General features: G+C 62.7%; 17 protein-coding genes, 1 tRNA gene and 2 pseudogenes. 12 read left to right on the plus strand and 8 right to left on the minus strand.

Going from position 1 to position 25744, the window contains the following annotated elements; genetic code table 11:
• From ACM62G_RS10225 to ACM62G_RS10245, 5 genes and pseudogenes are all read left to right on the plus strand, one after another.
• Positions 1 to 1401, plus strand: a complete 1401-nt coding sequence (locus tag ACM62G_RS10225; RefSeq protein WP_419737094.1) for a PLP-dependent aminotransferase family protein — start codon at positions 1 to 3, stop codon at positions 1399 to 1401.
• Between the two features lie 94 nt (positions 1402 to 1495).
• Positions 1496 to 1571: transfer RNA gene (locus ACM62G_RS10230), tRNA-Thr, on the plus strand.
• Between the two features lie 472 nt (positions 1572 to 2043).
• Positions 2044 to 2390 (plus strand): annotated as a pseudogene (locus ACM62G_RS10235) (SOS response-associated peptidase family protein); the annotation flags it as partial.
• Positions 2391 to 2571: 181 nt separating this feature from the next.
• A complete protein-coding gene (locus tag ACM62G_RS10240) occupies positions 2572 to 2970 on the plus strand; it encodes a type II toxin-antitoxin system PemK/MazF family toxin (RefSeq protein ID WP_273822738.1) in 399 nt (132 codons plus the stop codon).
• Positions 2971 to 3497: 527 nt separating this feature from the next.
• Entirely contained in the window at positions 3498 to 5006 is a 1509-nt protein-coding gene (locus tag ACM62G_RS10245; protein WP_419737095.1) for a hypothetical protein, read from the plus strand.
• 194 nt (positions 5007 to 5200) lie between these two features.
• On the opposite strand, the pseudogene ACM62G_RS10250 reads toward ACM62G_RS10245, so the two are convergent.
• From ACM62G_RS10250 to ACM62G_RS10270, 5 genes and pseudogenes are all read right to left on the minus strand, one after another.
• A pseudogene (locus ACM62G_RS10250) lies at positions 5201 to 6080 on the minus strand (DUF3800 domain-containing protein).
• Positions 6081 to 6314: 234 nt separating this feature from the next.
• The gene (locus tag ACM62G_RS10255; protein ID WP_419737096.1) at positions 6315 to 8396 is read right to left on the minus strand and encodes a multicopper oxidase family protein; all 2082 of its coding nucleotides are present in this window, start codon (positions 8394 to 8396) and stop codon (positions 6315 to 6317) included.
• Between the two features lie 141 nt (positions 8397 to 8537).
• Positions 8538 to 9473, minus strand: a complete 936-nt coding sequence (locus tag ACM62G_RS10260) for an alpha/beta hydrolase (protein WP_419737097.1) — start codon at positions 9471 to 9473, stop codon at positions 8538 to 8540.
• A gap of 141 nt (positions 9474 to 9614) precedes the next feature.
• Positions 9615 to 10901 (minus strand): OprD family porin, encoded by a 1287-nt coding sequence (locus ACM62G_RS10265; protein ID WP_054060170.1) that lies wholly within the window; start codon positions 10899 to 10901, stop codon positions 9615 to 9617.
• 289 nt (positions 10902 to 11190) lie between these two features.
• The gene (locus ACM62G_RS10270) at positions 11191 to 11883 is read right to left on the minus strand and encodes a DsbA family protein (protein WP_273822742.1); all 693 of its coding nucleotides are present in this window, start codon (positions 11881 to 11883) and stop codon (positions 11191 to 11193) included.
• Between the two features lie 250 nt (positions 11884 to 12133).
• Between ACM62G_RS10270 and ACM62G_RS10275 the strand changes: the two genes are divergently transcribed.
• Positions 12134 to 14224 (plus strand): TonB-dependent receptor, encoded by a 2091-nt coding sequence (locus tag ACM62G_RS10275; RefSeq protein ID WP_419737098.1) that lies wholly within the window; start codon positions 12134 to 12136, stop codon positions 14222 to 14224.
• A gap of 62 nt (positions 14225 to 14286) precedes the next feature.
• Here ACM62G_RS10275 and ACM62G_RS10280 read toward each other — a convergent pair whose 3' ends face one another.
• The 3 genes from ACM62G_RS10280 to ACM62G_RS10290 form a co-directional block, all read right to left on the minus strand.
• The gene (locus ACM62G_RS10280; protein WP_054060176.1) at positions 14287 to 14487 is read right to left on the minus strand and encodes a hypothetical protein; all 201 of its coding nucleotides are present in this window, start codon (positions 14485 to 14487) and stop codon (positions 14287 to 14289) included.
• A 246-nt stretch (positions 14488 to 14733) separates the two neighbouring features.
• Positions 14734 to 15840, minus strand: coding sequence for an agmatine deiminase (gene aguA / locus ACM62G_RS10285; protein ID WP_273822745.1), 1107 nt, complete (start codon positions 15838 to 15840; stop codon positions 14734 to 14736).
• Positions 15841 to 15984: 144 nt separating this feature from the next.
• Positions 15985 to 18897: an aminotransferase gene (locus tag ACM62G_RS10290; RefSeq protein ID WP_419737099.1), complete on the minus strand. Its 2913-nt coding sequence runs from the start codon at positions 18895 to 18897 to the stop codon at positions 15985 to 15987.
• Between the two features lie 185 nt (positions 18898 to 19082).
• Here ACM62G_RS10290 and rfbB point away from each other — a divergent pair, with 185 nt between their 5' ends.
• From rfbB to ACM62G_RS10320, 6 genes are all read left to right on the plus strand, one after another.
• Positions 19083 to 20165: a dTDP-glucose 4,6-dehydratase gene (gene rfbB / locus ACM62G_RS10295; RefSeq protein WP_054056349.1), complete on the plus strand. Its 1083-nt coding sequence runs from the start codon at positions 19083 to 19085 to the stop codon at positions 20163 to 20165.
• Positions 20162 to 21040 carry a glucose-1-phosphate thymidylyltransferase RfbA gene (rfbA, locus tag ACM62G_RS10300; protein ID WP_273822747.1) on the plus strand — a complete coding sequence of 293 codons (879 nt, stop codon included), beginning with the start codon at positions 20162 to 20164 and terminating at the stop codon, positions 21038 to 21040. The genes rfbB and rfbA overlap by 4 nt, the downstream gene beginning before the upstream one ends.
• Positions 21037 to 21582, plus strand: a complete 546-nt coding sequence (gene rfbC, locus ACM62G_RS10305; RefSeq protein WP_419737100.1) for a dTDP-4-dehydrorhamnose 3,5-epimerase — start codon at positions 21037 to 21039, stop codon at positions 21580 to 21582. Before rfbA ends, rfbC begins: the two co-directional genes overlap by 4 nt.
• Positions 21579 to 22463, plus strand: a complete 885-nt coding sequence (rfbD, locus tag ACM62G_RS10310; RefSeq protein WP_054056352.1) for a dTDP-4-dehydrorhamnose reductase — start codon at positions 21579 to 21581, stop codon at positions 22461 to 22463. Before rfbC ends, rfbD begins: the two co-directional genes overlap by 4 nt.
• A gap of 72 nt (positions 22464 to 22535) precedes the next feature.
• On the plus strand, positions 22536 to 24350 hold the full coding sequence (locus tag ACM62G_RS10315; protein ID WP_054062037.1) for a sensor histidine kinase: 1815 nt from the start codon (positions 22536 to 22538) through the stop codon (positions 24348 to 24350).
• Positions 24347 to 25741 carry a sigma-54-dependent transcriptional regulator gene (locus ACM62G_RS10320; protein ID WP_273822752.1) on the plus strand — a complete coding sequence of 465 codons (1395 nt, stop codon included), beginning with the start codon at positions 24347 to 24349 and terminating at the stop codon, positions 25739 to 25741. Before ACM62G_RS10315 ends, ACM62G_RS10320 begins: the two co-directional genes overlap by 4 nt.
• Positions 25742 to 25744 lie beyond the last annotated feature (3 nt).

Here is a 25744-nt window from a genome sequence, read left to right on the forward strand (position 1 = left end):
ATGCCCCCAGCCAGCCCCGCCGCCGAACCGGGCCTGCCGAAATACCTGATGGTCTATCGACGCATTCGCGGCGCCATCGGCGACGGTCAGTTGCGCCCCGGCGACCGGGTGCCGTCGGTGCGCGCCCTGGCTGCCGAACTCAACCTGGCCCGGGGTACCGTTGAGGCGGCCTATGCGCTGCTGGTCAGCGAAGGCTACCTGACGGCACGCGGCCAGGCCGGCACCATCATCGCCCAGGACCTGCCGGCGGCTCCGGCCCAGCCCCCCTCCGGCACCACCAAGGCCGAACAGGACCACCCGCGGCCCCTGCAACTGGGCATGCCGGCGCTGGACGCCTTCCCGCGCAAGCTCTGGGCCCGGCTGATCACCCAACGCGTCCGCCAGACCGACATCGCCAGCCTCGGCTTCAGCGACCCACGCGGCCATGCGCCCCTGCGTGCGGCCATCGCCCAATACCTGGGGTTGTACCGGGGCGTGCACTGCACGCCGGACCAGGTGTTCATCTGCCCTGGCTACAACGCCGTGCTCGAACTGATCTGCGAGAGCCTGGAAATGAGCGGCCAGGACTGCTGGTTCGAAGACCCCGGCTACCTGCATGCCCGGCAGCTCCTGCTCAATCGCGGCGTAAGGCTGGTTCCGGTAGCAGTCGATGGCGATGGCCTGCAAGTGCAGCAGGGCATCCAGCAGGCGCCGACGGCACGGCTGGCGGTCGTCACCCCGGCGCACCAGAGCCCATTGGGCGTGGCCCTGAGCCCGGCGCGCCGTCAGGCGCTGCTCGACTGGGCAGGGCAACAGTCGAGCTGGGTACTGGAGGACGATTACGATAGCGAATTCCGCTACCGCGGCCGCCCCCTGCCCGCCCTGAAGAGCCAGGACCGGCACGACCGCGTGCTGTACGCCGGCACCTTCAGCAAGATGCTGTTCCCCGGCCTGCGCCTGGCCTACCTGGTGGTGCCACGGGCGCAGATCGAACGCTTCGAGCAGCGTGCCCGGCTGCTGCGCAACCGCTGCCCGGAGCTGCTGCAGGCAACGGTCAGCGACTTTCTCGGCCAGGGCCACTTCACCCGTCACCTGAAGAAGATGCGCCAGCTGTACAGCACACGCAGGACGTTGCTGGTCAAGGCACTGGAAGACGTATGCGGCGGCCTGCTCAAGGTCGATCCGCAGGCCGGCGGCATCAACCTGCTGGTGCGACTCCTGATCACTGCCCCGGACACCCGCGTGGCAGAGCGGGCACGGGCGACGGGCTTGGCGATCGAACCGCTGTCGCGCTGGCAACTGACGACCGGAAAGGAAGGCGGCTTGCTGATGGGATTCACCAACGTAGCCTCGGCCGAACAGGCGAACGAGGTGGCCCGCAGGCTGCTGGCGGTGATCCAGCAAACGCGCCAGAACGGCTGATACCCGGCGATCGGCCGCTATCCGCTGCGCAAAAATAGTCAAATATCAGGGGTTTACAGAACCCCGCCAATCGCTATAATCGTCGCCCTGACACGCCGGTATAGCTCAGATGGTAGAGCAACTGACTTGTAATCAGTAGGTCCCGGGTTCGATTCCTGGTGCCGGCACCATGTTCAAAGCCCCGCAATGCGGGGCTTTGCCGTTTCTGGGGCTTTATTTTGGGGCTTTCAAAAAGCTGAAAGTGTCCACACTCCTAAATCCAAGGCACCGCCTACGGTGGCCGAGCCCAAGGCCATCATCGCGGGTGATGACCTTCCTCCTCACCGGACTCCCAACCTCGAAGAAAAGAGGGAAAACCCAGCAGTATCGGTTTATCTATCGACCCAGAAGACGTGCCTGTATGGGTTTCGCTATATTCGCGTCCCAATGACCGTATAGAGGCCGACAGGTCATGTAATACATAAACCAACAGGCACAAATGCTTTCACATCTATACGCATGTTCGCCTGTAAATTTACCATGGGCCATCTCATGCCTCAGCATTTGGCCTCCCTTAAGACTAAAGAGCAAGCGCATCACGTAGACTGCATCTTTTCCAAATACCATCCCAAGCTCTTTCTTTCTATTTGAATATATCTGACTCAGAAAAAACAACCGTACTTCATTCGGTTCGAGAGTCAGGCGCCGATGTTCTTCGCGGCATTGGCCCAGATGCATCCGGGACTGGAGCCCCACGAGGGTGACGGCTTTGTGATCATCACTTCCGCCAGCGACCAGGGCATGTTGGACATTCACGACCGGCGCCCGCTGGTGCTGTCGCCAGAGCACACCGGCGAATGGGGCGATCCCGACCTCTCCCCCGCCAGAGCCGAAGACATAGCCAGGAACCTATGTCTCCCCGTCGATGAGTTCGAATGATACCCGTCGGTACTGCTGTAGGTAATGTTAAAAATCAAGGAGCGGAATTGATACTCCCTCTCATTTCCTAGACGACGAAATGAAGGCACAACCAGAAAGACCGATTCCCCCTCGGTGGAAACATCAGCTCAGTTTCCTACGAGGCCGAGTCCTATTACTTCGTAGAACTGTCCAAAAGTCATCAGCAGGGACCCCAGATGGATCAACGTAAGATGGCACACCACCGTCCTCATCGAACCGAGAGCATACCGGATGCCATTGAAATATCAGCCCAAGGAAGGAAGTGTTCTCATCTGCGATTTCAGTGGTTTCGTCGCCCCGGAGATGGTGAAGCAGAGGCCCGTTGTAGTCCTGAGGAAGCATCCTCATAACAACCGTCTCGTGACAGTGGTACCGCTCAGCACCACGGAACCGGAAAAGTTGTGCGTTTACCATGTTGAACTGCCGTGCTACCTAACAGGTGAGGCAAAGAAAAGCTGGGCGAAATGCGACATGCTCTATACCGTGAGCTTGGACAGGCTGGACCGCATCAAGACAAAAGGCCGCGATGGCAAGCGGCAGTATGAGGTTCTGACGATGAGTGCTGAGCATTTCATCGCCGTCAAAACCGCCGTTCTCGCGGGCCTCAATTTTTCGCCGCTGTCCCCATAGGCATTATCAATTGGCCTCCGTCGCTCATTTTTGAGACATTTTTCGTGTACCCGAAAGGGGCTTGTGAGACTCTGAGGATCCTGGGAAACCCAGCAATCGCAGAGCCAAACAGGAAGAGAGCGATGACAAGCCATCCTGTTTGTGATTAGGGCGCCGAAAGGCGCCCTTTGTCTTTCTGGCTAGACCAATTCCCAAGTGACGCCAGTCACCCCCAGAGCGGCTACCTATCGTTTTAATGTGGCAAGGTCAGCCAGCCAGTCAACGTCGATCTTCTCACCTAGATTTTCGTGCGCTTGAACCTGGAAAACCAGGAATCTCCAGCAGGACGAACACGCCTGCGGGAGCGAGACGCCACAGTGACGCCCAAGAAAGCAGCCCATCAAACACGGCACTCTTCACCGCTGCCGTGAATACCTTTCCCACCTGACCCACTTCACATATCTGACTTGCCCCCCGCACCAGCAATTTACTCCCGCCCCCGAAAATGAGAAAAGCTACCCAGCCTTTCCCCTGGATACGGACCTTCCATGTCTCGCCTGAAGCTGCTCATCAAACTGCCCGTCATACTGATCCTCGCTGCCGCACTGTGGTACATGTGGATCATTCTCAGCGCCAAGCTCGAATGGGGCGGTGGCAGACCGGACCAACAGACACTGGGCGCGGTGCAGGACGTCCGCCAACGGGCGATGACCCAGTTCTGCACCGGTGTCGTCGCGACCCCGCAAGGCACCTGGCTGGTCGGTCGCGTCGAGACCGACGCCAAGGACCTGCAACCTGCCGCCAACGTGGTGGACCTGGACGCCGTGCTTTACGGCAAACCGGCGCAGACCGAGGATAAGGACGCGGAAGAATCCGGCACTTTCTCCAGCTTCCTCTCGCCACGCCAGAAGGAGACCACTTTCATCTCGCGCCTGAACGACCAGGGCCGGTTCGAGCTGGTGGCCCATATCACCGACCCCGCCTGTCTGGTGGCCAGTCCGGATGGCAGCCGGGTCTTCCTGCTGAGCGGCCTAGATCGCCCCGAAACCGATACGCCCCCCGACGATGGCAAGCCGCAGGTGCTGTTTGCCGGAACTCAAAGCGCGGTGTTTCGCACTGACGACCAGGGCAAGCACTGGAGCTGGCTGCCCAAGGGCTTTTTCTCCGAAGCCGATCACATTGCCTGGAACCTCAAGCCGTACTTCCACGGCCAGAACGAGATCTGGGCCTGGAGCTCGCCAAGTCAGGAATCGATGGGTTATGGCGACATCCCCGACGGCATCTCTACCGGAGTGTTCTACTCGGCCGACGGCGGTGCGACCAACACCGAGATCTTTGCCTCCCAGTCGCTGCTGGTGACGCAGGCATATGCCCAGGGCAAGCGACCGGAAATCACCGAGTGGTTCAAGGACTCCAGCGACACCGGAGACCTCCAGACCCATGTCACGCAACTGGATGCCCAGCACGCGATCATCTGGGTATCGCAACGTTTCTGGGGACGCAATCCGGCTGAAGGAGACCGCAACCTGTCGGTCAGCGTGACGACCCGCGCCCAACTCAAGCGGGACGCCAGCCAGTGGCAGGTGGAGTCCGTGCAGCGTGAAGACGCGCTGTTCATCGATGCCCTGGTGGATAACGGCAATGGTCGCGTCATGGGTCTGATCGATCAGGGTGATCGGGGTCAGAACAGGATCGGCGAACTGGACATCGCCAAGCTGGGCTGGAGTATCGTTGGCGAACTGCCCAGCGTGTTCGGTCCAATGGGGTCCCATACCCAACTGCGCGAGGGGCATTTCTGGATGGGGCAGAACAGCCTGCTGATCAACACCTCCAGCAACCACCATCCGCCACGCTGGATGTACTGGTGGTCGAAAGCCACGATCTCCGCAGACGGGGTGTTCTACTCGACGGACTGGGGACGCTCCTGGCAGCGCCTGGCGATCGACGGCTACCTGGGCATCCTCGGCTTCCAGCAAGCACAGGACCGGGTGTTCTGGGCCAAGGGGAACTGGTACAACAGTCGCGACCTGGGGGTTTACTCGTACGGCTTGCACTGACGGTCGAGCCTGTCGCCAGGTTAATTGATCTGCAGACGGAACCTGCCGGGCAAGGTGCCACGCTCTGAGAAACAAATGTATATAGAACGGCCCGCTGCTTCGCGCCAACATCATTGACGATGCCGAGCCCCCTACCTATACTTCGCGGCAAATGGACTGGGGGATCCCGGTCGGCGTCATGGCCTCGGTGAGTTTCACCGGGGCTTTTCGCTTTCTGGAGACGGGAAAATTTTCAGTCCCCCAGTTCTCGAACCCCTCTCCGACGCCTTCACGCCCACCGCTGCAGTAAAATTTTCGTTTCAGTACGTCAAAAGCACGATTTTCCTGACCGGCCCGTAACACGCTCATTCCCACAGGCCTGGCGACAAGGTCAGCCAGCTGAAGCCCTGTGGAATTAACCTGCTTGGTTGCAAAAATAATGTCGAACGGAAGCTGTATACCTAGACGATTAGCGCCATCACACATCCGTCGAAACTCCAGCTCCAACTCATTATCTTCTTTCTTTCCCCGCCGCTCGAAAATGACGTGCGTCAGCGCGCCGTCCTGATTTTTCTCCTGCAGGAACTCATAGAGTGTCTCCAGGCAGAACCCCAGGGCGATATGGTAAGGATTCTGAGACAGCCCTTGCTTTTCTCGAAGGCTGGCTTTGTTAATAACACAACTGACCAGGATGAAATTACTTTCTTCAATAATACCGGTCAGTTCGTTAAGAAAGTCGTCCTTATGCTGCCGAGATGAGAACATACCGGAAAATGCCCCTTTTTCCTTTCTGATCTCCAGCTCATGAAGGCCGACCAAGTCATGCCCCATGTGGTTGAATTTAAACTTCTGCAAGGCGGGTATGACCTTCTCGCAGTAGTGTCTCTTATGAAAAATGCAGAAAGCCAGTACAAACATCGGGTAGTTTTGATCAAGGTTCTGCATTCCATGATCACCACTTTCATCAACATAAACGACAAAATTACTGAACCTGCCCGTTGGTGCCGAAGGCTTAACAGCTTCAGCTTTAGAATCGGCGTCACTTTCATTCTCAAAAAGGAAAAACTGCTGGGAGGGCTCGGCAGGCTCCGGCATTTTTATATCTCCATATTTCAGAGAGACTATTGTATTTTTCTTACCCACTCGACAAATCGTTCATGACTTTGCGAGACGTTGTAAGCTGAACATATGGCGAATAAGCAAGACAGGTCTGACTCTAGTAAAAAATAATAATCTCCGGCTACAATTTACACAGATAGGAACAATAAAAAGGCGCCCTGATACAGGCGCCTCTCGATAACCCACCTCAGCAAGCAGTTGAAGAACCCCTCAATGGTGCGCGCCCTGCACCACTCCACCGTTACCATCCGGAAGTTCGATCTTCACGCTCTGCATCATGCCCTGGTCCTCATGGTCGAGGATGTGGCAATGCAGCACGAATTCGCCGATGTAGCGCTCGTAGCGGGTGCGCACGTACAACGTATAGACCCCTTCTCCCTTCGGAAATGTCTTGGGTTCAGAGCGGCTTTTCACGAACAGCGTGTCTTTCCACACACCTTTCAAGCCCGCGTATTCGTTGTCCGTGTCGGTTTTATCCACAGCCCCCGGCAGGCTCAGGTCGGTGCCATCCGGGCCGATGATCCTGTCGATCTGGAACGGGTTCACGTGGATATGGAACGGATGACTGGCGAAAGCCGATTGCAGCTTCCACTGCTCCGCCGTGCCCAGTTGCAGATGACGGTTGACCACACCCGGCTTGAACGGCTCGGCATCCGCCAGGGTATTACCCACGGCAAACCTGGTGTTGTCAGGATCGGAGGTATCGATCAGGAACACCAATGTCTGGCCTTCGCCCTTGAGTTCGCTGTCGGCGATGTCCGCATGCGGGATGAACTTGTCCAGGCGCAGGTCCTTCTTCAGGTCGGCGACCACCGTGTCACGCACCTCGGCCGGCATCTGCCGTTCGGCGGCCGCGACCAGTACCCTGGTCAGGTGCGCCGTGGTGTCCGGGACCTTCTCGCCGGGGCCGACGTCGACGAAACCCAGCACCTGCCGACCACTGGCAGCCTGGTCGACGTTGCTCGCCTTGCTCGCCGCCTCATCGATCACGCAGTAGCGTCCCGACTCGGGAAAGGTCAGCAGCAAATCGTTGCGATAGCCCGGCTGCAGGGTCACCAGGTTGCGCGCCTGGGCCTGCTTCATGGTCAGGCCATCGGAGGCGATGACGTGGTACTCGACCGGCTTGCCCGTGCATTGCTGGCTGATGAACTGTTCGGCCTTCTCGGCACCGACCCCCAGGTCGCTGGTGGCCTTGGCGCTGTCTTCCATGCGCCGGAACTGCAGCTTGATGGTGTCGCGAATCCCCCCATGGACCAGCCGCCAACGCTCGACCTGCCCCGGCTTGGCACCGTCGAAGATCGGCTGCACCAGACCGTTGACGCTGGTGTAGCGACCGGATGGCCCCCAGGTGCCGAACTCCATCTGGTCGAATGACTCGACGACGCCGACTTCGCCCTTGTTGCAGGTCCAGTCGATGACCATCACGGCCTTGCCATCCTTGTCCTTGACGATATTGCCGTCCTTGTCCTTCTTCGGCTGGTAGCGGAAGTTGCCATCGGGCCCCTTGCACGCATACGGAATCTGCTGGAACACCAGCAGCCGCTCGGGAAACGCCTGGCCCTGGGCATCCTTGAGCAAGGTGTCGATATCGCCGTTGACGTCCTTGCCCGGCAGACGGTCGCCGTGAATGATCAACGCGCCGGCCATGCCGCTGGCGACCTGGAGGGCGGTGGAACCGTGACGATGCGGGTGGTACCAGAAGGTGCCCGCCGGGTGGTCGGCAGGGATGTTGTACTCGTACTGGAACTTGACCCCGGGATTGATCGACAGCAGCACGTTGTCGCTGTTGCCAGCCGGGCTTACCCACAGGCCATGGGAATGCAGGTTGGTGCCGTTGAAGCAGTGTGGCTTGTCGGGGTTCTCCGGCGGCTGGGTGCAGCTCGGGTCCGGCTTCAACTGGTTGTCGAGGCTGATGCGCACCGTGTCGCCCGGCGTGACGTCGATGGTCGGCGCGATGAACGGCGCCGCCGGATCGACATCCGTACCGGTATAGCTGCGCAGCGACACCGGGACATTCTCGCCGGTCGCCGGGTTGAAGATGTGGTTGTCGGTGTACTGGATCGTCAGGTCCAGGCGCCGCTCGTGGCCGGCGTGCCCCTGGGCGGTGCTCGTTTCGAGGGATTGGCTGCTCTTGAGCAGCAAGGTGCCGCTCTTGGGCTTGGGCGCTTCCTGCTGCAGCGCCGGCGGGTTGTTGAACAGCCGGGAAGGCTCCGTCGCCAGAGCCTGACCCGCCACCGCCAGGGCCATCAGGCCCAGCGCGCAGCGCGCCTTGTCGTTACGCAATCCTGTCATGGGTACTGCTCCTGCAAAGCAACCGGGAAGGTCAGGGGTCGGCACAGGAGTGATGATGAAACGCAGACGTGCGAAGTCCGTTTTCGATGGCAGCAATCCGTGCTGGCATAAAGCTAGCGCGTTATCGGCGCAGTGCAATGTTTATTGGGCTTTGACAGCGTTTTGGCCGGCAAAGCCAGTGGCAATCGGCGCGGGAAAACCGGCGAAGGCCTGGCGCAAGGCCTTGGCATATTCGCGGCTGCCGAGGGTCATGCTGTTGATATGGTTGCCGCCCTTGATCAGCAGCAGATGCTTGGGCTGTGCGGCTGCTTCATACAGCGTCTTGCTGAAGCGCGACGGAACGTAGGGGTCGTCGGTACCGTGAACGATCAGCACGGGAATGCCGATCTGGCTGATCTTGTCGATGGAGGCGAATTTCTCCGAGAGGATCCAGCGCACCGGCAACGAAGTCGGGATCGCCGCCCGGGCCGCGTCGCCGAGGTCGGTAAAGGTCGATTCGATGATCAGTCCGGCCGCCTTGGGCGACTGTTTGTCAGCGGCCAGGCGTTCGGCCAGGTCCACCGCCACCGCACCGCCGAGGGAATGGCCGTAGATGTAGCGTTTGCGGGCATCGGGCTGCAGTTGCACCAGGCGCTTCCAGGCATTGCCGGCGTCCTGGTAGACACTGCGCTCGGACGGCAAGCCGCCAGGGCTGTCGCCAAAACCGCGATAATCGATGGCCAGCACCGAGAAGCCCAGCTCGCGCAGTTGGGTGATCCGCCCGACCTGCGCCGTCAGGTTCCAGCGGGTACCGTGCAGGTAGAGGATGGTCGGCGCATCGGCGCGACTCGACGGCCACCACCAGGCATGCAGGTAGTCGCTGCCGGCCAATCCGTCGCTGACCGGGATCTGCATTTCCCGCACACCACCGGGCAGGCCATTGAACCAACCCGCGGTGCCCGGCTGGATATTGAACAGCAGCTCGCGCTCCTTGTAGGCCAGCCGCGAACAGCCGTAGGGCAGGCCAACAGCAAGGAACAGCGCCAGCAATCCCAGGGACAACCAGCGACGACGGGCGATAAGGGTTCTGACGGTCATGGCGCCCGGCTCTCAATCCTGGAAAAGCATCAACTCACAAGCTCCACAGATTACCCGCAACCGGCACAAACAAAAACGCCCCGAACCGGTCGGGGCGTCTGTTCAACCTGGGATCAGGTCGCTACAACGTTGTCGCGTCGATCAGAACACGTTGATCGGGTAGTCGACGAACACACGCACTTCGTTGCCGCTCACGTTGTATTCGCTGGACTTCTGCGACACGCGCAGGATCGAGCTGCGCAGCTTCACGCTGAGGTCTTTTGCCGGGCCGCTCTGGACCACGTACTTGACCTGGTTGAAGATCTCGCGCTCGGTACCACCGGTGCTGGTGGAAGTGGTGATGTTGTCACCACGGACATAGGCCACGTTGTAGCTCAGGCCCGGTACGCCGAAGGCGCCGAAGTCCAGGCCGTAGCCCAGTTGCCAGGAACGCTCGTCCGCGGCGTTGAAGTCGGACCAGTAGGAGTTGGCCAGGTAGATGGAGTTGCCACCATCGCCCACACGACCCTGGCCACGCTGGTAGCCGCCGTACGGGTAGCCCAGCAGGCTGTCGCCGGTGCTGCGCTGGTGCGCCAGGGTAAAGGAGTGGGCACCCAGGGCGTAGGTGGCCGCCAGGCTCCAGATCTTGTTGTCGCGGCCATCGGCGTCGTGGTCGGCCGCGTAGTCCTTGTCCAGCTTGGTGCGGTAGCCGTTGAAGTCCAGGGTCAGGGACTGATCCTGGGCAACCGGGAACACGTAGTTCAGGTTCACGTACTGCTTCTTCAGCACGTCTTCGACATCGGAGGCGTACAGGGCCGCCTTGAAGTTGTCGGTGAACTGATAGCTGCCGCCCAGCACGTTGATGCTCTTCAGACCACCGCTGTCACGGCCTTCATCGCTCTTGCGCGACTCGGCGGTGAAACGACCGGCGTTCAGTTCCAGGCCCTTGATCTCCTTGGAGGTGATCAGGGTACCGGTGTAGCTTTCCGGCAGCAGGCGGCCGTTGTCATAGCTCAGCACCGGCAGGACCGGCATCTGGTCGCCGTAGGTCAGTACGGTGTTGGACAGACGGAATTTCACCGCGGCACCGGCCTTGGCGATATCACGCTCAGGCGAGCCGTTGTTGTCCTTGGCGAAGAAGTCGATGCCCTGCGCACCGGTGGTGCCCTTGCCACCGTCCAGACGCACGCCGTACAGGCCGAAGGCGTCAACGCCGACACCCACGGTGCCCTGAGTGAAACCGGACTTGAAGGTGCCGATGGCCGCCTGGCCCCACTCGGCCTTGTCCTTGTTGCCATCCTTGTAGTCGCGGTTGATGTAGGCGTTGCGCAGCAACACGTTCAGGTGGCTGTCTTCGACGAAACCCTTGGCGTCCGATTGATCGCTTGCCATGGCCTGAGTGGCGCTGAGGATGCCCAGTGCGAGCAGACCGATCCGTTTGTTCAACATGTTGTTTTCCTTATTGCTGGATGAAACGCCCTGCAGCTCCCGAGCTGAACCTGTGTGTTGGTATTTTCAGACAGAAAAAAGAAGGCCCGCATGCAGGTGAATGCAGCGGGCCTCTTATTATTTTGGGTATATGGCTTATAGCCACAGGCGTGTCGCGAATCCTATCTGCGACACGACTAAAGTGTCAATTTCGTGAATCCTCGGCAATTAGACAAGAATTTTTGGTCAACCTCGAAAAATGGCATATCAGCCAACGCCACGACAGTCTTGCGATAACGACAAGAGCGACTCAACCGGCGCAACCCTCCAGCCCGCAGGCCGGGCCTGATGGTGCACCTGCGGGCAGCCCGGTCGACTCACGCAACCACTGGGCGAACACCTCGGGCCGGCCCAGGTAGGGGCCGATGTCGACCAGGCTGAAGCGACCATCACGCTCCAGCACCAGGGTCGGAAAACCCTGCCCGCCGACACGGGACAACAGCGCCCGGCTGTTCTTGAAGTGCTCGGCCACCACAGCGCCGCCGTTGCGCTCGAATGCCGCCAGGAAAGCCTGCGGCTCCAGGCCCAGCTCGGTCGCCAGCTCCAGCAGCACGTCGGCGTCGGCGATGCGTCGTCCCTCCAGGTAATGCGCCGTCTGCAACCTGCCAAGCAACTCAAGCCCACGTCCGGCCAATTCTTCGGCGGCCAGCACGGCACTGGTCGGCGGTGCGGAATCGAATACCGCCGAGCGGTCCCGCAACAGCCCCTCGAAATAAGCCTCGCCGAACGGCTGGCCGGTGTACTCGGCAATGCGCCGGTCATGGGGCATGACGTAGTCACGCAGGCTGGGGCTGACGAACTGACGACTGTTGCCGGCCATCATGCCGCCGCCATGCAGGGTCACCGGCAGTACCTGGCTGGCGGCCTGCACCAGCGGCTTGGCGCCATAGCACCAGCCGCACAGGGGGTCATAGATGTAATGAAGGGTGACGGGAGCGGTCATGGCGGTCTCCAGGAAACTCATCAGCAGGCAATGTCCACAGGTTAGCGCCGGACAGCTGTTCGAAAAACGCCGATATGGCGGCTGGTTTGTTGCGTGAATCGGTCATATCCCTGGCCATGTAACAGCGAAGACATATTTGGATACACACCAGCCAAGGTACGCTATTGGTAATATTTATCAATTAGTAATAATACTCGATAACATTAACGCTCTTTCCCAACCCCTGCACCTTCACGGATACATCCCCGTCATGCCTGCCCCTTATCGCCTGGCGCCCGTTACCTTCGGGCTTTGCGTTCTGCTGTCCGCCGGATTCACCAACGCCACCACCACTCTGCCGGAACTGTCGATCAGCGCCGATGCCGACCCGGACGACCCACGCGTCAGGGATGTCAGCACTGCGACCCGCACGACCACGCCGGTGCGTTACGTTCCCCAGGCCATCGACTCGGTGAAGACCGCGAATGTGCTCGACTATGGCACCAACGACCTGGGCAAGGCGCTGAGCGGCATTCCCAACGTCAGCAGCGGCGCGGACACCCGTTTCGACAGCTTGCGGATCCGTGGTTTCGACGCCAGCAACGACTTCTACCTGGACGGCATCCGCGACGACAGCCAGTACGTACGCGACCTGCACAACATCGAGCGCATCGAGGTGCTCAAGGGGCCCGCCGCAGTCCTCTACGGCCGTGGCAGCCAGGGCGGGATCGTCAACCGGGTGAGCAAGCTGCCGCAGTTCGGCCGTCGCTCCACGGTCGAGGTGCAGGGTGGCAGCGACGACCTGCGCAGCCTCTACGCCGACCTCAGCGCCGACCCGACGCAGGACCTCAGCCTGCGCCTGAACCTGGGCAACCAGGACAGCAACAGCTTCCGTGACGGCGTCAGCGGCAACCGCCAATTGTTCGCCCCGTCGATGAGCTGGCAACTGACCCCGCAGTTGAACTGGCTGGTGCAGTACGAATACAGCCGCTACAACCGCACGCCGGATCGCGGCATCCCGGGGATCAATGGTCGCCCGGCCGATGTCGGCCGCGACATCAGCTATGGCGACCCACGAGACTACATCGACGACAAGGCGCAATCGCTGCGTTCGAAGCTCACCTACGCCCTGAACGACAACTGGCAACTGCGCCATACCCTCGGGCTGTTCAAGCTCGACAGCGACTTCGACAACACCTATCTGACGGGCTACACCCCCGCGACCCGCCGGGTCACCCGCCAGCGCTGGCAGCAGGACCTCAACACCCGCAACCTCTACAACAACCTGGAAGCCGAAGGCAGCTTCGACACCTTCGGTCTCGAACACCGCCTGCTGACCGGCCTGGAGCTGGGCAGCCAGCGCCGCGATCCGAAACTCTACACCTCGCTCGCGGCCAACCGTGGTGGCCAGGCGGTGCCGGCGCTCGACCTGTTCAACCCGAACCACAACCTGAGCCACACCGGCCCCATGGTGCCCTCCAGCAACAACCACACCGAAGTCCAAAGCCGTGCTCTCTACGTCCAGGACCAACTGCGCCTGAACGACCAATGGCAACTGCTCGCCGGTCTGCGCCACGACCGCTTCGAGGTCGAAACCACCAACAACCTAACCAACGTCAGAGACAGCCGCGACAGCCACAGCACCAGCCCGCGCCTGGGCGTGGTCTGGACGCCGGTGCAGGATCATTCGTTCTACGCGTCCTGGAGCAAGAGCTTCTCGCCGGTGGGCGGCGGCCTGATCGGCATCACCCCGAATGCCGCCGGCAACGGCAACGACCTGAGCCCCGAGTTGACCCGCCAGAAGGAAGTCGGGGTGAAAAGCGACTGGCTCGGCGAAAACCTGAGCACCACCCTGGCCGTGTATGAACTGGAACTCTACAACCGCCGCACCAGCGACCCGCTGAACCCCGGGATCACCCTGCTCAGCGGCCTGCAGCGCTCGCGCGGCGTCGAGCTGACCGGCACCGGCCGGATCGTCGGCAACTGGTACCTGCGCGGCGGCCTCGGCATCCAGGACGCCACCATCGTCAAGGACAACAACGGCTTCGAAGGCAAGCGCGTCGGCAACGTCGCCAAGCGCAACGGCAGCCTGTTCCTGACCTGGAAACCGGAAATGGGCTGGTACGCCGAAACCGGCCTGACCCTGGTCGGCGACCGTTACGCCGACAACGCCAACACCGTGATCCTGCCGGGCTACGGCACCTGGGATGCGCTGGCCGGGTTCCGCACCCGCGACTGGGACCTGCGCGCCACCTTGAGCAACATCAGCGACCGCACCTACTACACCTCGGCCACCAGCGCCTTCCAGATCCAGCCGGGAGCCCCGCGCAATCTGGTCGTCACCGGTACCTACAGTTTCTAAGGCCCATAAAAAACGCCGCTGTCCGGATCGCTCCGGGCAGCGGCGTTTTCATTCAAATCCATTTAACCCTGCAAAACCCCCAACAATGCCTCCAGTTCAGCTTCGCTGAACAGGCCCGCGGGGTAGCGGTCGATAATCATTCGACGAGGATCCTGAGCACGGGTTGCACGCGTTCCATTGCTTTTCAACCACTGAGCCAGAATTTGAAGCGACTCGCTCGTCACCGACAGGGGATGCGAAACTCGCTCGCTGGCTACGTTCATCTCGGCGCTCTCCTGGTTCATGAGCGGCTAAGTTACTCAAGGTTTATGACAAAACATCGCAGCCCGAAGACGGCTCCGTCTGTATGCCAGGCAGATACAAGAGCTATGCCAAAATGCCACTTCTGTGCGCCAGCGCCCATAAAAAAACCCGCGCCCCATAAAGGCCGCGGGTTTGATGAAGAAAAATTTACAATGATGCAAAAGTGCCACTATTTGGCGGGGTGACACCCGATGTTACAGCCTCACTCACCCCTGGTGCGGCGCAGGCTGCTGTTGGGTAAGGCAATGGATATTGCCACCGCCCAGTAACAACTCCCGTCCCGGCACCATCACCACCTCATGCTGCGGGAACAGCGTCTGCAGGATCTCCCGGGCGATGGCGTCCTTCGGATCGTCGAAGCTCGGCGCGATGATCCCGCCGTTGACGATCAGGAAGTTCACATAGGAACCGGCCAGACGCACCGAAGGGCTGCGTTCCTGGCTGCCGGCCACGGCATCGATACCGGCACATTCTTCCTCGGTGGCGTAGAGCGGGCCCGGAATCGGCATTTTGTGCACCACGAAGGCGCGGCCCTTGGCATCACGGGCACTTTCCAGCACCTTCATCGCTGCCTGGCAGCGCGGGTAGTTCGGATCCTGCGGATCGTCGGTCCAGGCCAGCAGCACCTCGCCAGGACGCACGTAGCAGCAGAAGTTATCCACATGGCCATCGGTTTCATCGTTGAACAGACCGTCCGGCAGCCAGATCACCTTTTCCACCGCCAGGTGCTCGCCAAGAACCTTCTCGATCTCCTCGCGGCTCAGGTGCGGGTTGCGGTTGCGATTGAGCAGACATTCCTCGGTGGTGATCACCGTGCCCTCGCCATCGACATGGATCGAACCGCCTTCGAGCACGAAGCCTTCGGTACGGTATTCCTGGCAGCGCTCGATTTCGAGAATCTTGCCGCCCACCTGTTCGTCGCGGTTCCACGGGAAGTACAGGCCACCGTCGAAACCACCCCAGGCGTTGAAGCCCCAGTGCACGCCACGGACTTCGCCCTGGTGGTTGATGACGAAGGTCGGCCCGCTGTCGCGAACCCAGGCGTCGTCGCTGGACATCTCCACCAGGCGAATGTTCGGCACATCCAGGCGCGCCCGGGCATTTTCATACTGGCCGGCGGATACCGCGACCGTCACCGGCTCGAACCGGGCGATGGCCTTGGCCACTGCCGCATGGGCCGCCTGCGCCGGCTTGCCGCCCAGGCGCCAGTTGTCCGGGCGCTCGGGCCAGATCATCCAGACCTGGGTCTGGGGGGCCCATTCGGCAGGCATGTGGAAGCCGTCGGCGCGAGGGGTGCTGTGCAGGATACTCATGGGGCAGGACTCCAGTGAACCGTCGAGGGTGTTCAACGTAGGTAATGCCGACTTTATAGCCGATAAAAATCGGCTTTTAAAGCTAATAAATTATTACTCGCTCTCATAGAGACATAATTCACCGATAACAATCGGCTTTATATTTCAAAGCCCCTCGTCCAGTACCTTCGACAGCATGTCGACGAAGAAGTCCACGCTACGGCGCGTGGTACACATCGGCGGCTTGATCTTGAGGATGTTCAGATGATCGCCGGTCGGCTGCATGAAGATCCCCAGCTCGCGCAAGCGGTCGCATAACAGCGCGGTTTCCTCGGTTGCAGGCTCCAGGGTCTCGCGATTGCGGATCAACTCCGCCCCCAGGTAGAAACCGGAACCATGCACCGCCCCCACCAATGGATGACGATCGATCAAGGCTTCCAGCCGCTCCTTGAAGTAGCTGCCGACGACCTGGGCATTCTCCCAGAGCTTTTCCTCGGCCATCACGTCCAGCACGGCCATGCCGATCCGGCAACTGACCGGGCTGCCGCCCGACGACGAGAAGAAGTAGCCCTCGGCCTCCAGCGCCTCGGCGATCTCCCGACGGGTGATCACCGCGCCCAGCGGCTGGCCGTTGCCCATGCCCTTGGCCATGGTGATGATATCCGGCACCACGCCCTGCTCCTCGAAGCCCCAGAAGAACTTGCCCATGCGCCCGTAGCCGACCTGCACCTCGTCGGCGATGCACACGCCGCCCCGGGCCCGTACCAGCGCATAAACCTGTTGCAGGTAGCCCGGCGGCAGCGCGATGCCGCCGGCATTGCCATACACCGGCTCGCAGATGAACCCCGCCAACTGGCGGTTCTGCCCGGCCAGCTTGGCCAGTTGCTGTTCGACGCTACGCACGTAGTCCGGCGTGCTGTCACTGCCGCGGAACGCCCCACGATAGGTATTGGGTGCCGTCACCGGGTGTACCCAGTCCGGGCGGCTCTCCAGTGCCTGGGGGTTGTCGGCAATGGAGGTCGAGACCGCGTCGGCCGCCACCGACCAGCCGTGATAGGCCTCCAGCACGCTGAGCATGTCGCGCCCACCGCTGTAGGCCCAGGCCAGGCGGATCGCCAGGTCGTTGGCCTCGGTCCCGCTGTTGACCAGGAACACCCGGTCCATGGAGTCCGGCGCCAGGGCCAGCAGCCGCTCGGAAAACTCGGTCACCGCGGCGTAGTGGAACCGCGAGTTGGTGTTGAGCAGCGACCACTGGCGCGCCGCCTCGGCGGCCATCCGCGGATGACCGTGGCCGAGCACCGCGACGTTATTGAGCATGTCCAGGTAGGAGCGGCCCTGCATGTCGATCAGGTGGTTGCGCCAGCCACGCTCGATACGTGGCGGATCGACGTAATAGTGTTTCTGCGTGCGGGCAAAGCTGGCGTCACGCCGGGCCAGCAGTTCAGCCGCGTCCAGTTCCGGCTCGGCATCGCAGGCAAGTCCCAGCAACGCCGACGGCGAGGGGCAGAGCGCCTGCCAGGCGGCAGCGCGCGATGGCGTGCAGAACAGCGGAGCGTCCAGCTCGGCATGCCGGCACAACTGAACGCGCAACGCCGCTCCCGCCTCTCCCAGCACCTGCCCCTTGACCACGGCCGCTCCCGGCCTGAGAGACGCCTCCAGCCCCCACAGCCGCAGGCTCAGTGGCTTGCCCACCAATTGCAGCACACCCTCCTCCAGGGTCTGCAGGGTACCGGCGAACGGCGCTTCCACCGTCGTTCCGGCCGGGACCCGCAAGTCGACATGCAGCGGGCAGGTGTCCGGTTCCACCGCACTGTCGGGACGCGTGCGCGACAGGCGGTACTGCCCGTAGCGGCTGGCCGCCAGGCCGTGCAACGCCGCGGCCTCGGCCAGCAGGCGCTGGTCGGCGCCTTCCTGCTCCCAGTTGCCGGCCTCGAAATGCGGGCTGAGCACGCCCAGGTCGATCAACGCGAACTCCCGCCCGACCAGCCCCGGCAACAGCGGCGCGAAGCCTTCGCTGGCGACCGGTTCCAGGGGCTGACCGACGGCGGTGAGAATTGCCGCTTCCATCAATTCGAACGGCACCGAGGTCGCCACCTCGAAAATCTCCCACTCATGAGCCAGGTTGTCGCGGCTGTAGCGGTTGTCCGAGTCGATACTGACCTGCTGCTCGCCACTGAGCACCAATACGGCGGCCCGGGCAACGATCAGCGGCCACAGTGCCAGCCACTCCTCCCGTTGCAGCGGGTTGACCGCGTGATAGGCCTGGATCGCCGGCAGGATCACAAAAGGGTCGTCCGCGGCATGATGCAGCAGCGCCGCGCAGGTCACCGACAGATCGGCGATCCGCCAGGTGCGGCTCAGGTCGCCGAAGTCGATCACGCCCTGCAATTGCCAATGGCGCTGCGCATCACGGCGCCAGACCACATTGTCATCGGTGATATCCAGGTGGACGGCCTGTACCGGCAGCTTGTCCACCAGCGGTTGCAGACGGCGCGCGGCCTGGGCCGCGGCCTCGCGGATGACCGCCTGCTGCTGCGGGTCGCGAATCACCGGCAGCAGGTGCCCGATCAGCGCCCCGGCGTGCCGTGGGTCCCACTGCAGGGTGCGCTCCAGGCCAGGGTGCTGGAAGTCCGCCAGCGCCCGGTCCATCTCGCCGCACAGGCGTCCCAGACCGACCACCAGTTCGCGGCCGAGGTGCTTGAGATGGGTCAGCGACTGGCCTTCGATGTACTCCAGCAGCCGGACATGCAGCGGCTGACCGGCCAGCTCGAGGGTCAGCAGGTCCTGGCCATTGTTCGCCGCGATCACCCGCGGTACCCGCAGGCCGTCGCGGCCGGCCAGGTGCCCGAGCCCGGCGTGCTGAGCCTGCAACTCAAGGCTGGCGTAGTCGCCATGGCAGATTTTCAGAACGAACCGACCCTTGTCACTGTCGACCCTGTAGTTGAGGTCCTGCTGGCTGCCCAGCGCCTGCAGGGTTCCAGAGAGTCCGTAATGCTCCTCGAGCAGTTGCAGCGCCGAAGACATCGAGACATTCGGGCTCGGCAGACTGGCACGGCGGATCAACGTGGCGAGCAACATGTAACGACTCCCTGAAGTTTTTATCGGGTGTCTATATCGCCATCGGCGCCGTCAATACGCAAGTACGAAGTAAAGTAGGAAGAGTCCGCACCGATACAGGAGCAATCGCACTTGCACCGCTGCCTCCCTACCCACAAGCTATGCTGCATCAACTGAATGTCCGTCTAAGGAAAAGGCACACCGACATGCGTATTCTAGTCACCGGCGGCGCCGGCTTTATCGGTTCCGCCCTGATTCGGCACCTGATCCGCAACACCGAGCATGAAGTGCTCAACCTCGACAAGCTGACCTACGCCGGCAACCTCGAGTCGCTGACCAGCATCGCGACCGATACCCGCTACGAGTTCGTCCAGGCCGATATCGTCGACCAGGCTACCGTCAGCGCGGTGCTGGCCCGCTTTGAGCCCCACGCGATCATGCACCTGGCCGCCGAGTCCCATGTCGACCGCTCCATCGACGGCCCGTCGGACTTCATCCAGACCAATATCGTCGGCACCTACAGCCTGCTGGAAGCCGCCCGCGGCTACTGGTCGAAGCTCGCCGAGCCGCAAAAAAGCGCCTTTCGCTTCCACCACATCTCCACCGACGAAGTGTACGGCGACCTGCATGGCGTCGATGACCTGTTCACCGAGACCACCCCGTACGCCCCCAGCTCGCCCTACTCGGCGAGCAAGGCGGCGTCCGACCACCTGGTCCGCGCCTGGCATCGCACCTACGGCCTGCCGGTGCTGCTGACCAACTGCTCGAACAACTACGGGCCGTTCCACTTCCCGGAAAAGCTGATTCCGCTGGTGATCCTCAATGCCCTGGCCGGAAAGCCGCTGCCGGTCTATGGCGACGGCCAGCAGGTCCGCGACTGGCTGTTCGTCGAGGACCACGCCCGCGCCCTGTTCAAGGTGGTGACCGACGGCGTTGTCGGCGAGACCTACAATATCGGTGGCCATAACGAGCAGAAGAATATCGACGTGGTGCGTGGTATCTGCGCCCTGCTGGAGGAACTGGCGCCAGCCCGCCCGGCCGGTGTGGCGCGGTACGCTGACCTGATCACCTTCGTCAAGGACCGCCCGGGCCACGACCTGCGCTACGCCATCGACGCCGGCAAGATCGAACGCGAACTGGGCTGGACCCCGGAAGAAACCTTCGAAAGCGGTCTGCGCAAGACCGTGCAGTGGTACCTGGAGAACCTGGAATGGTGCCGCCGGGTACAGGACGGCAGCTACCAGGGCGAACGCCTGGGCTCCCTCGACCACAAGGAATTGTTGGCATGATGAAAGGTATCGTACTGGCCGGTGGCTCCGGCACCCGCCTGCACCCGATCACCCTCGGGGTATCCAAGCAACTGCTGCCGATCTACGACAAGCCGATGATCTACTACCCGATCTCGGTGCTGATGCTGGCCGGCATTCGCGAAATCCTGATCATTTCCACCCCGCAGGACCTGCCGCAGTACCGCAACCTGCTGGGTGACGGCAGCCAGTTCGGCGTGCACTTCAGCTATGCCGAGCAGCCGTCGCCGGACGGCCTGGCCCAGGCGTTCCTGATCGGTGAGGCATTCATCGGCAAGGATCCGGTGTGCCTGATCCTCGGCGACAATATCTTCCACGGACAGTCCTTCAGCACGCAGTTGCAAAGGGCCTCACGTCAGCCGGCAGGCGCAACGGTGTTCGGCTACTGGGTCAAGGACCCGGAGCGTTTCGGTGTCATCGACTTCGACGACGAAGGTCGAGCCCTGTCCATCGAGGAAAAACCGGCCAGGCCGAAATCCAGCTACGCGGTCACCGGCCTGTACTTCTACGACAACGATGTCATCGAAATCGCCAAGGCGGTCAAGCCGTCGCCACGCGGCGAACTGGAAATCACCGACGTCAACAATGCCTACCTCAAGCGTGGCGATCTGCGGGTCGAGCGCTTTGGCCGCGGCTTTGCCTGGCTCGATACCGGCACCCACGACAGCCTGCTGGAGGCTTCGCAGTACGTGCAGACCATCGAGCATCGCCAGGGCCTGAAAGTCGCCTGCCTGGAAGAAATCGCCTACCAGAATGGCTGGATCGACCGCGAACACCTGCTCGAACGCGCCCGGTACTTTGGCAAAACCGGTTATGGACAGTACCTGTTCACCCTCGCCGGAGAGAAACAGCAATGAAGGCAACTCCGACACGCCTGCCCGGTGTGGTGATCCTTGAACCCAAGGTCTTCGGCGACGAGCGCGGCTACTTTTACGAGAGCTTCAACGCGCGGGCCTTTCAGGAAGCCACGGGGCTGAACCCGAATTTCGTCCAGGATAACCATTCGCGCTCCCAGAAAGGGGTGCTGCGCGGCCTGCACTATCAGATGCAGAACACCCAGGGCAAACTGGTACGGGTGATCGCCGGCGAAGTGCTCGACGTGGCCGTCGACATCCGCCGCAGCTCGGCGCATTTCGGTCAGTGGGTCGGCGTGCGCCTGTCCGGCGAAAACCATCGCCAGCTGTGGGTGCCCGAAGGCTTCGCCCACGGCTTCGTGGTCCTCAGCGACTACGCCGAATTCCTCTACAAGACCACCGACTACTACACCCCCAGCGCCGAACGCACCATCCGCTGGGACGACCCGACCCTGGCCATCGACTGGGAATTCGAAGGGGTTCCACAGCTCTCGGCCAAGGATCAGAACGGTAAACTCCTGCACGAGGCCGATCTGTTCGAATGAGCACATATCCCCTGAAAATCCTCATCAGCGGCCAGCATGGCCAGGTCTCCCGCGAGCTGCAGAAACGTCTGGGCGACCTCGGCCAACTGGTGGTGCTCGGACGCGACCAGCTCGACCTGGCCCACCCCGAGCAGATTCGCCAGCAGGTCCGCGCCCACCGCCCGGGCCTGATCATCAACGCCGCGGCCCATACCGCCGTCGACCAGGCCGAGTCCGAGCCGGACCTGGCCTTCGCGATCAACGCCACGGCACCGGGCGTGCTCGCCCAGGAAGCCGCCGACCTCGGCGTACCGCTGATTCACTACTCCACCGACTACGTGTTCGACGGCAGCAAGGCCGAGCCCTACACCGAGGACGATGAGACCAACCCGCTGAGCGTCTACGGCCGCAGCAAGCTGACCGGCGAGCGGGCCATCGCCGCAGCCCAGGGCCAGCACCTGATCCTGCGCACCAGTTGGGTCTACTCCAGCCACGGGCGCAACTTCCTGCTGACCATGCAGCGGCTGCTGCAGGAGAAACCGGAACTGCGCATCGTCGCCGACCAGGTTGGGGCACCGACCTGGGCCGGGACCATCGCCAACAGCACCCGCGCCCTGATCGAACGCTGGCAGGCCGGCCAGGCCGGCGCCTGGGGCACCTACCACCTGACCGCCAGCGGTGAAACCTCCTGGTTCGGTTTCGCCCAGGCAATCGGCGAACAGCTGCTGGCCCTGAACAAGCCGTGCGCGATCCTCGAGGCCATCCCGTCGAGCGCCTACCCGACGCCGGCCACCCGCCCGCTGAACTCGCGCCTGGACTGCAGCCGCCTGTTGCGCGAATGGCAGGTGAGCCAGCCGGATTGGCATACGGCATTGCGCGAGTGCCTTGCCGAACAGGGCTGAGGCCGGCGAAACGTCATTTATTGATTGCGCGCCCTCCCCCATAATGCGTCGGACTCCACCGGCGCATTCCCGATGATCACGACTCCACCCATTCCCCGCAGACCCCGCTGGCGCAGCCTGGCCCTGCTGTTCCTGTGCCTGGCGCCGCTGCTGTGGCCACTGGAACATCTCGCCGAGCGTTACTACCGCAGCGAACTGGTGAGCCAGAATCGCCAGACCCTCGACCTCTACGTCGCCAACCTGCTGGGTACCCTGCACCGCTACGAGGTCCTGCCGCAGATCCTCGGCGACCTGCCGGCCCTGCGCGCCGTACTCGCCGAGCCGGACCAGAGCCTGCGTCTGGAAAGCGCCAACAGCCTGCTGCGCGACATCTGCAACCAGACCGGTGCCGAAGTCATGTACCTGATGGACACCAGCGGCAAGACCCTGGCTGCCTCCAACTGGGACAAGCACGACAGCTTCGTCGGCCGCAATTTCGCTTTCCGGCCCTACTTCAGCGAAGCCATGGCCGGTCGGCTCGGGCGTTTCTTCGGCCTCGGCACCACCTCGGGCAAGCGTGGCTACTTCTTCGCCGCGGCGGTACGCGACGGCGACAAGGTGATCGGCGCGCTGGTGGTCAAGGTCGACCTGGACCACACCGAAAGCCTCTGGGGCAAGACCCCCGAACAACTGCTGGTGACCGACCACAATGGCGTGGTGATCCTGACCTCGCGGGCGGAGTGGCGCTTTCGTGCGACCCGCCCCCTGGACGGCAACGAACGCGATGCCATCACCGCCGTCCAGCCCTACCCGACGCGCAATCCGCAGCCGCTGAACCTCAACCCCACGGCCTGGCTGACCCAGACCCGGCAGATCGACGAAACCGGCTGGAGCGTCAGCATCCTCGCCCCGCGGACGCTGATCGATCGCCCCGTGCGCACCGTCGTCGCGGTCGGCGGCGCGACCCTGCTGGTGCTGATGCTGCTGCTCGGGCTGATGATGCAGCGCCGGCGGCATTACCTGGAGCGAATCGCCTTCGAGGCCAAGGCCCGCCGCGAACTGGAAATGCGCGTCGCCGAGCGGACCAGCGACCTGGAAGGCCTCAACCGCCGACTCAAGCAGGAAGTACTGGAGCGCGAGCACGCCCAGCAGGAACTGGTGCGCGCCCAGGACGATCTGGTCCAGGCCGGCAAGCTTTCGGCCCTGGGCACCATGTCGGCAAGCATCAGCCACGAACTCAACCAGCCACTGGCGGCGATCCGCAGCTACGCGGAAAACGCCGAAGTGCTGCTCGATCACCAACGCACCGACGACGCCCGCGGCAACCTCAAGCTGATCAGCGAGCTGACCGGACGCATGGCGTCGATCATCGCCCACCTGCGCGCGTTCGCCCGCCGCGACCGGCATGCCCCGGAAAGCGTGGCCCTGCAGCCGGCGCTCGACGACGCCCTGGCCCTGCTGGCCAAGCGCCGACGGGCGATGGAAGTCGAACTGATCCGTGACCTGCCGGCCGCCGCGCTGTGGGTCGAGGCCGGCGAAACCCGGTTGCGCCAGGTGCTCGGCAACCTGCTGGCAAACGCCCTCGACGCCCTGACCGAAAAGGCCCCGCCGCGCAAGCTGTGGCTCAGTGCCCAGGAATCGCCGGAAGGCGTGACCCTGACCATTCGCGACAACGGCCCGGGTTTCTGCCTGGAAGCCCTGGGTCGCGCCGGCGAGCCGTTCTACACCACCAAGACGCGCACCCAGGGGCTCGGCCTGGGCCTGGCGATCTGTGATTCCCTGATGCGCGCCTTCGGCGGCGAACTGCTGTTTGCCAACCACCGTGAAGGCGGCGCCCTGATAACCCTGCGGATGCGCGCCGGCGCCCCCGGCGTCAGCCTGCAACCGGCCGAGGACTCGAGTGTATGAATATCGACCACCAGACCCAGGTGGTACTGATCGACGACGATCCCCACCTGCGCCAAGCCCTGAGCCAGACCCTGGATCTGGCCGGCCTGAAGATCCTGCCGCTGGCCGAGGCCCGTGGCCTGGCCGCGCGCATCGAGCGCGACTGGCCGGGTGTGGTCGTCAGCGATATCCGCATGCCGGGCATGGACGGCATCGAACTGCTCAACGAGCTGCATGCCCAGGACCCGGAGCTGCCGGTGCTGCTGATCACCGGCCATGGCGACGTGCCGCTGGCGGTCCAGGCGATGCGCGCCGGGGCCTATGACTTTCTGGAAAAACCCTTCGCCAGCGATGCCCTGCTCGACAGCGTGCGCCGCGCCCTGGCCCTGCGCCGCCTGGTGCTGGACAACCGCAGCCTGCGCCTGGCCCTGAGCGATCGCCAGCAACTGGCGACCCGGTTGCTCGGCCACTCGCCGCAGATGCAGCGCCTGCGTGAACAGATCGGCGCCCTCGCGGCGACCAAGGCCGACGTGCTGATCCTCGGCGAAACCGGCGCCGGCAAGGAAGTCGTCGCCCGTGCCCTGCATGACCTGTCGAACCGGCGCAACGGCCCCTTCGTGGCGATCAACGCCGGCGCCCTGGCCGAGTCGGTGGTGGAAAGCGAGTTGTTCGGCCACGAACCGGGCGCCTTCACCGGCGCGCAGAAACGCCGGATCGGCAAGTTCGAATTCGCCAACGGCGGCACCCTGTTCCTCGATGAAATCGAAAGCATGAGCCTGGATGTCCAGGTCAAGCTGCTGCGCCTGTTGCAGGAGCGGGTGGTCGAACGCCTGGGCGGCAACCAGCAGATCCCGCTGGATATCCGCATCATCGCCGCGACCAAGGAGGACCTGCGCCAGTCCGCCGATCAGGGCCGCTTCCGCGCCGACCTGTACTACCGGCTGAACGTCGCGCCGCTGCGCATTCCGCCACTGCGCGAACGCGGTGAAGATGTGCTGGTCCTGTTCCAGCATTTCGCCGACGAAGCCAGCGGCCGCCATGGCCTGCCGGCCCATGGCCTGCAGCCGGCGCAACGGGCGCTGCTGCTGCGCCACGGCTGGCCGGGCAACGTGCGCGAACTGCAGAATGCCGCCGAGCGTTTCGCCCTTGGCCTGGAACTGGCGCTGGACAACAGTGCCCCGGAAAGCCTCGATGCGCAGATCGCCGTTGGCAATCGCGCTGGCGGCCTGAGCGAACAGGTCGAGCACTTCGAGAAATCGCTGATCGCCGCCGAACTGGCGCGCTCCCACAGCTCCCTGCGCAGCCTCGCCGAAGCCCTCGGCATCCCGCGCAAGACCCTGCACGACAAACTGCGCAAACACGGCCTGAGCTTCGACAGCGGCAGCCACAGCGGCGGCGAGGAGCTCGAATGAATC

It is taken from the genome of Pseudomonas sp. COR18 (assembly GCF_048568395.1).
GTDB classification, from domain to species: Bacteria; Pseudomonadota; Gammaproteobacteria; order Pseudomonadales; family Pseudomonadaceae; genus Aquipseudomonas; species Aquipseudomonas fuscovaginae_B.

Excerpts from the sequence above, each read along its gene's own strand:
- ACM62G_RS10225 (WP_419737094.1), top strand. The coding sequence starts at position 1 with ATGCCCCCAGCCAGCCCCGCCGCCGAACCGGGCCTGCCGAAATACCTG.
- ACM62G_RS10240 (WP_273822738.1), top strand. The coding sequence starts at position 2,572 with ATGCCATTGAAATATCAGCCCAAGGAAGGAAGTGTTCTCATCTGCGAT.
- ACM62G_RS10245 (WP_419737095.1), top strand. The coding sequence starts at position 3,498 with ATGTCTCGCCTGAAGCTGCTCATCAAACTGCCCGTCATACTGATCCTC.
- ACM62G_RS10255 (WP_419737096.1), bottom strand. The coding sequence starts at position 8,396 with ATGACAGGATTGCGTAACGACAAGGCGCGCTGCGCGCTGGGCCTGATG.
- ACM62G_RS10260 (WP_419737097.1), bottom strand. The coding sequence starts at position 9,473 with ATGACCGTCAGAACCCTTATCGCCCGTCGTCGCTGGTTGTCCCTGGGA.
- ACM62G_RS10265 (WP_054060170.1), bottom strand. The coding sequence starts at position 10,901 with ATGTTGAACAAACGGATCGGTCTGCTCGCACTGGGCATCCTCAGCGCC.
- ACM62G_RS10270 (WP_273822742.1), bottom strand. The coding sequence starts at position 11,883 with ATGACCGCTCCCGTCACCCTTCATTACATCTATGACCCCCTGTGCGGC.
- ACM62G_RS10275 (WP_419737098.1), top strand. The coding sequence starts at position 12,134 with ATGCCTGCCCCTTATCGCCTGGCGCCCGTTACCTTCGGGCTTTGCGTT.
- ACM62G_RS10280 (WP_054060176.1), bottom strand. The coding sequence starts at position 14,487 with ATGAACGTAGCCAGCGAGCGAGTTTCGCATCCCCTGTCGGTGACGAGC.
- aguA (WP_273822745.1), bottom strand. The coding sequence starts at position 15,840 with ATGAGTATCCTGCACAGCACCCCTCGCGCCGACGGCTTCCACATGCCT.
- ACM62G_RS10290 (WP_419737099.1), bottom strand. The coding sequence starts at position 18,897 with ATGTTGCTCGCCACGTTGATCCGCCGTGCCAGTCTGCCGAGCCCGAAT.
- rfbB (WP_054056349.1), top strand. The coding sequence starts at position 19,083 with ATGCGTATTCTAGTCACCGGCGGCGCCGGCTTTATCGGTTCCGCCCTG.
- rfbA (WP_273822747.1), top strand. The coding sequence starts at position 20,162 with ATGATGAAAGGTATCGTACTGGCCGGTGGCTCCGGCACCCGCCTGCAC.
- rfbC (WP_419737100.1), top strand. The coding sequence starts at position 21,037 with ATGAAGGCAACTCCGACACGCCTGCCCGGTGTGGTGATCCTTGAACCC.
- rfbD (WP_054056352.1), top strand. The coding sequence starts at position 21,579 with ATGAGCACATATCCCCTGAAAATCCTCATCAGCGGCCAGCATGGCCAG.
- ACM62G_RS10315 (WP_054062037.1), top strand. The coding sequence starts at position 22,536 with ATGATCACGACTCCACCCATTCCCCGCAGACCCCGCTGGCGCAGCCTG.
- ACM62G_RS10320 (WP_273822752.1), top strand. The coding sequence starts at position 24,347 with ATGAATATCGACCACCAGACCCAGGTGGTACTGATCGACGACGATCCC.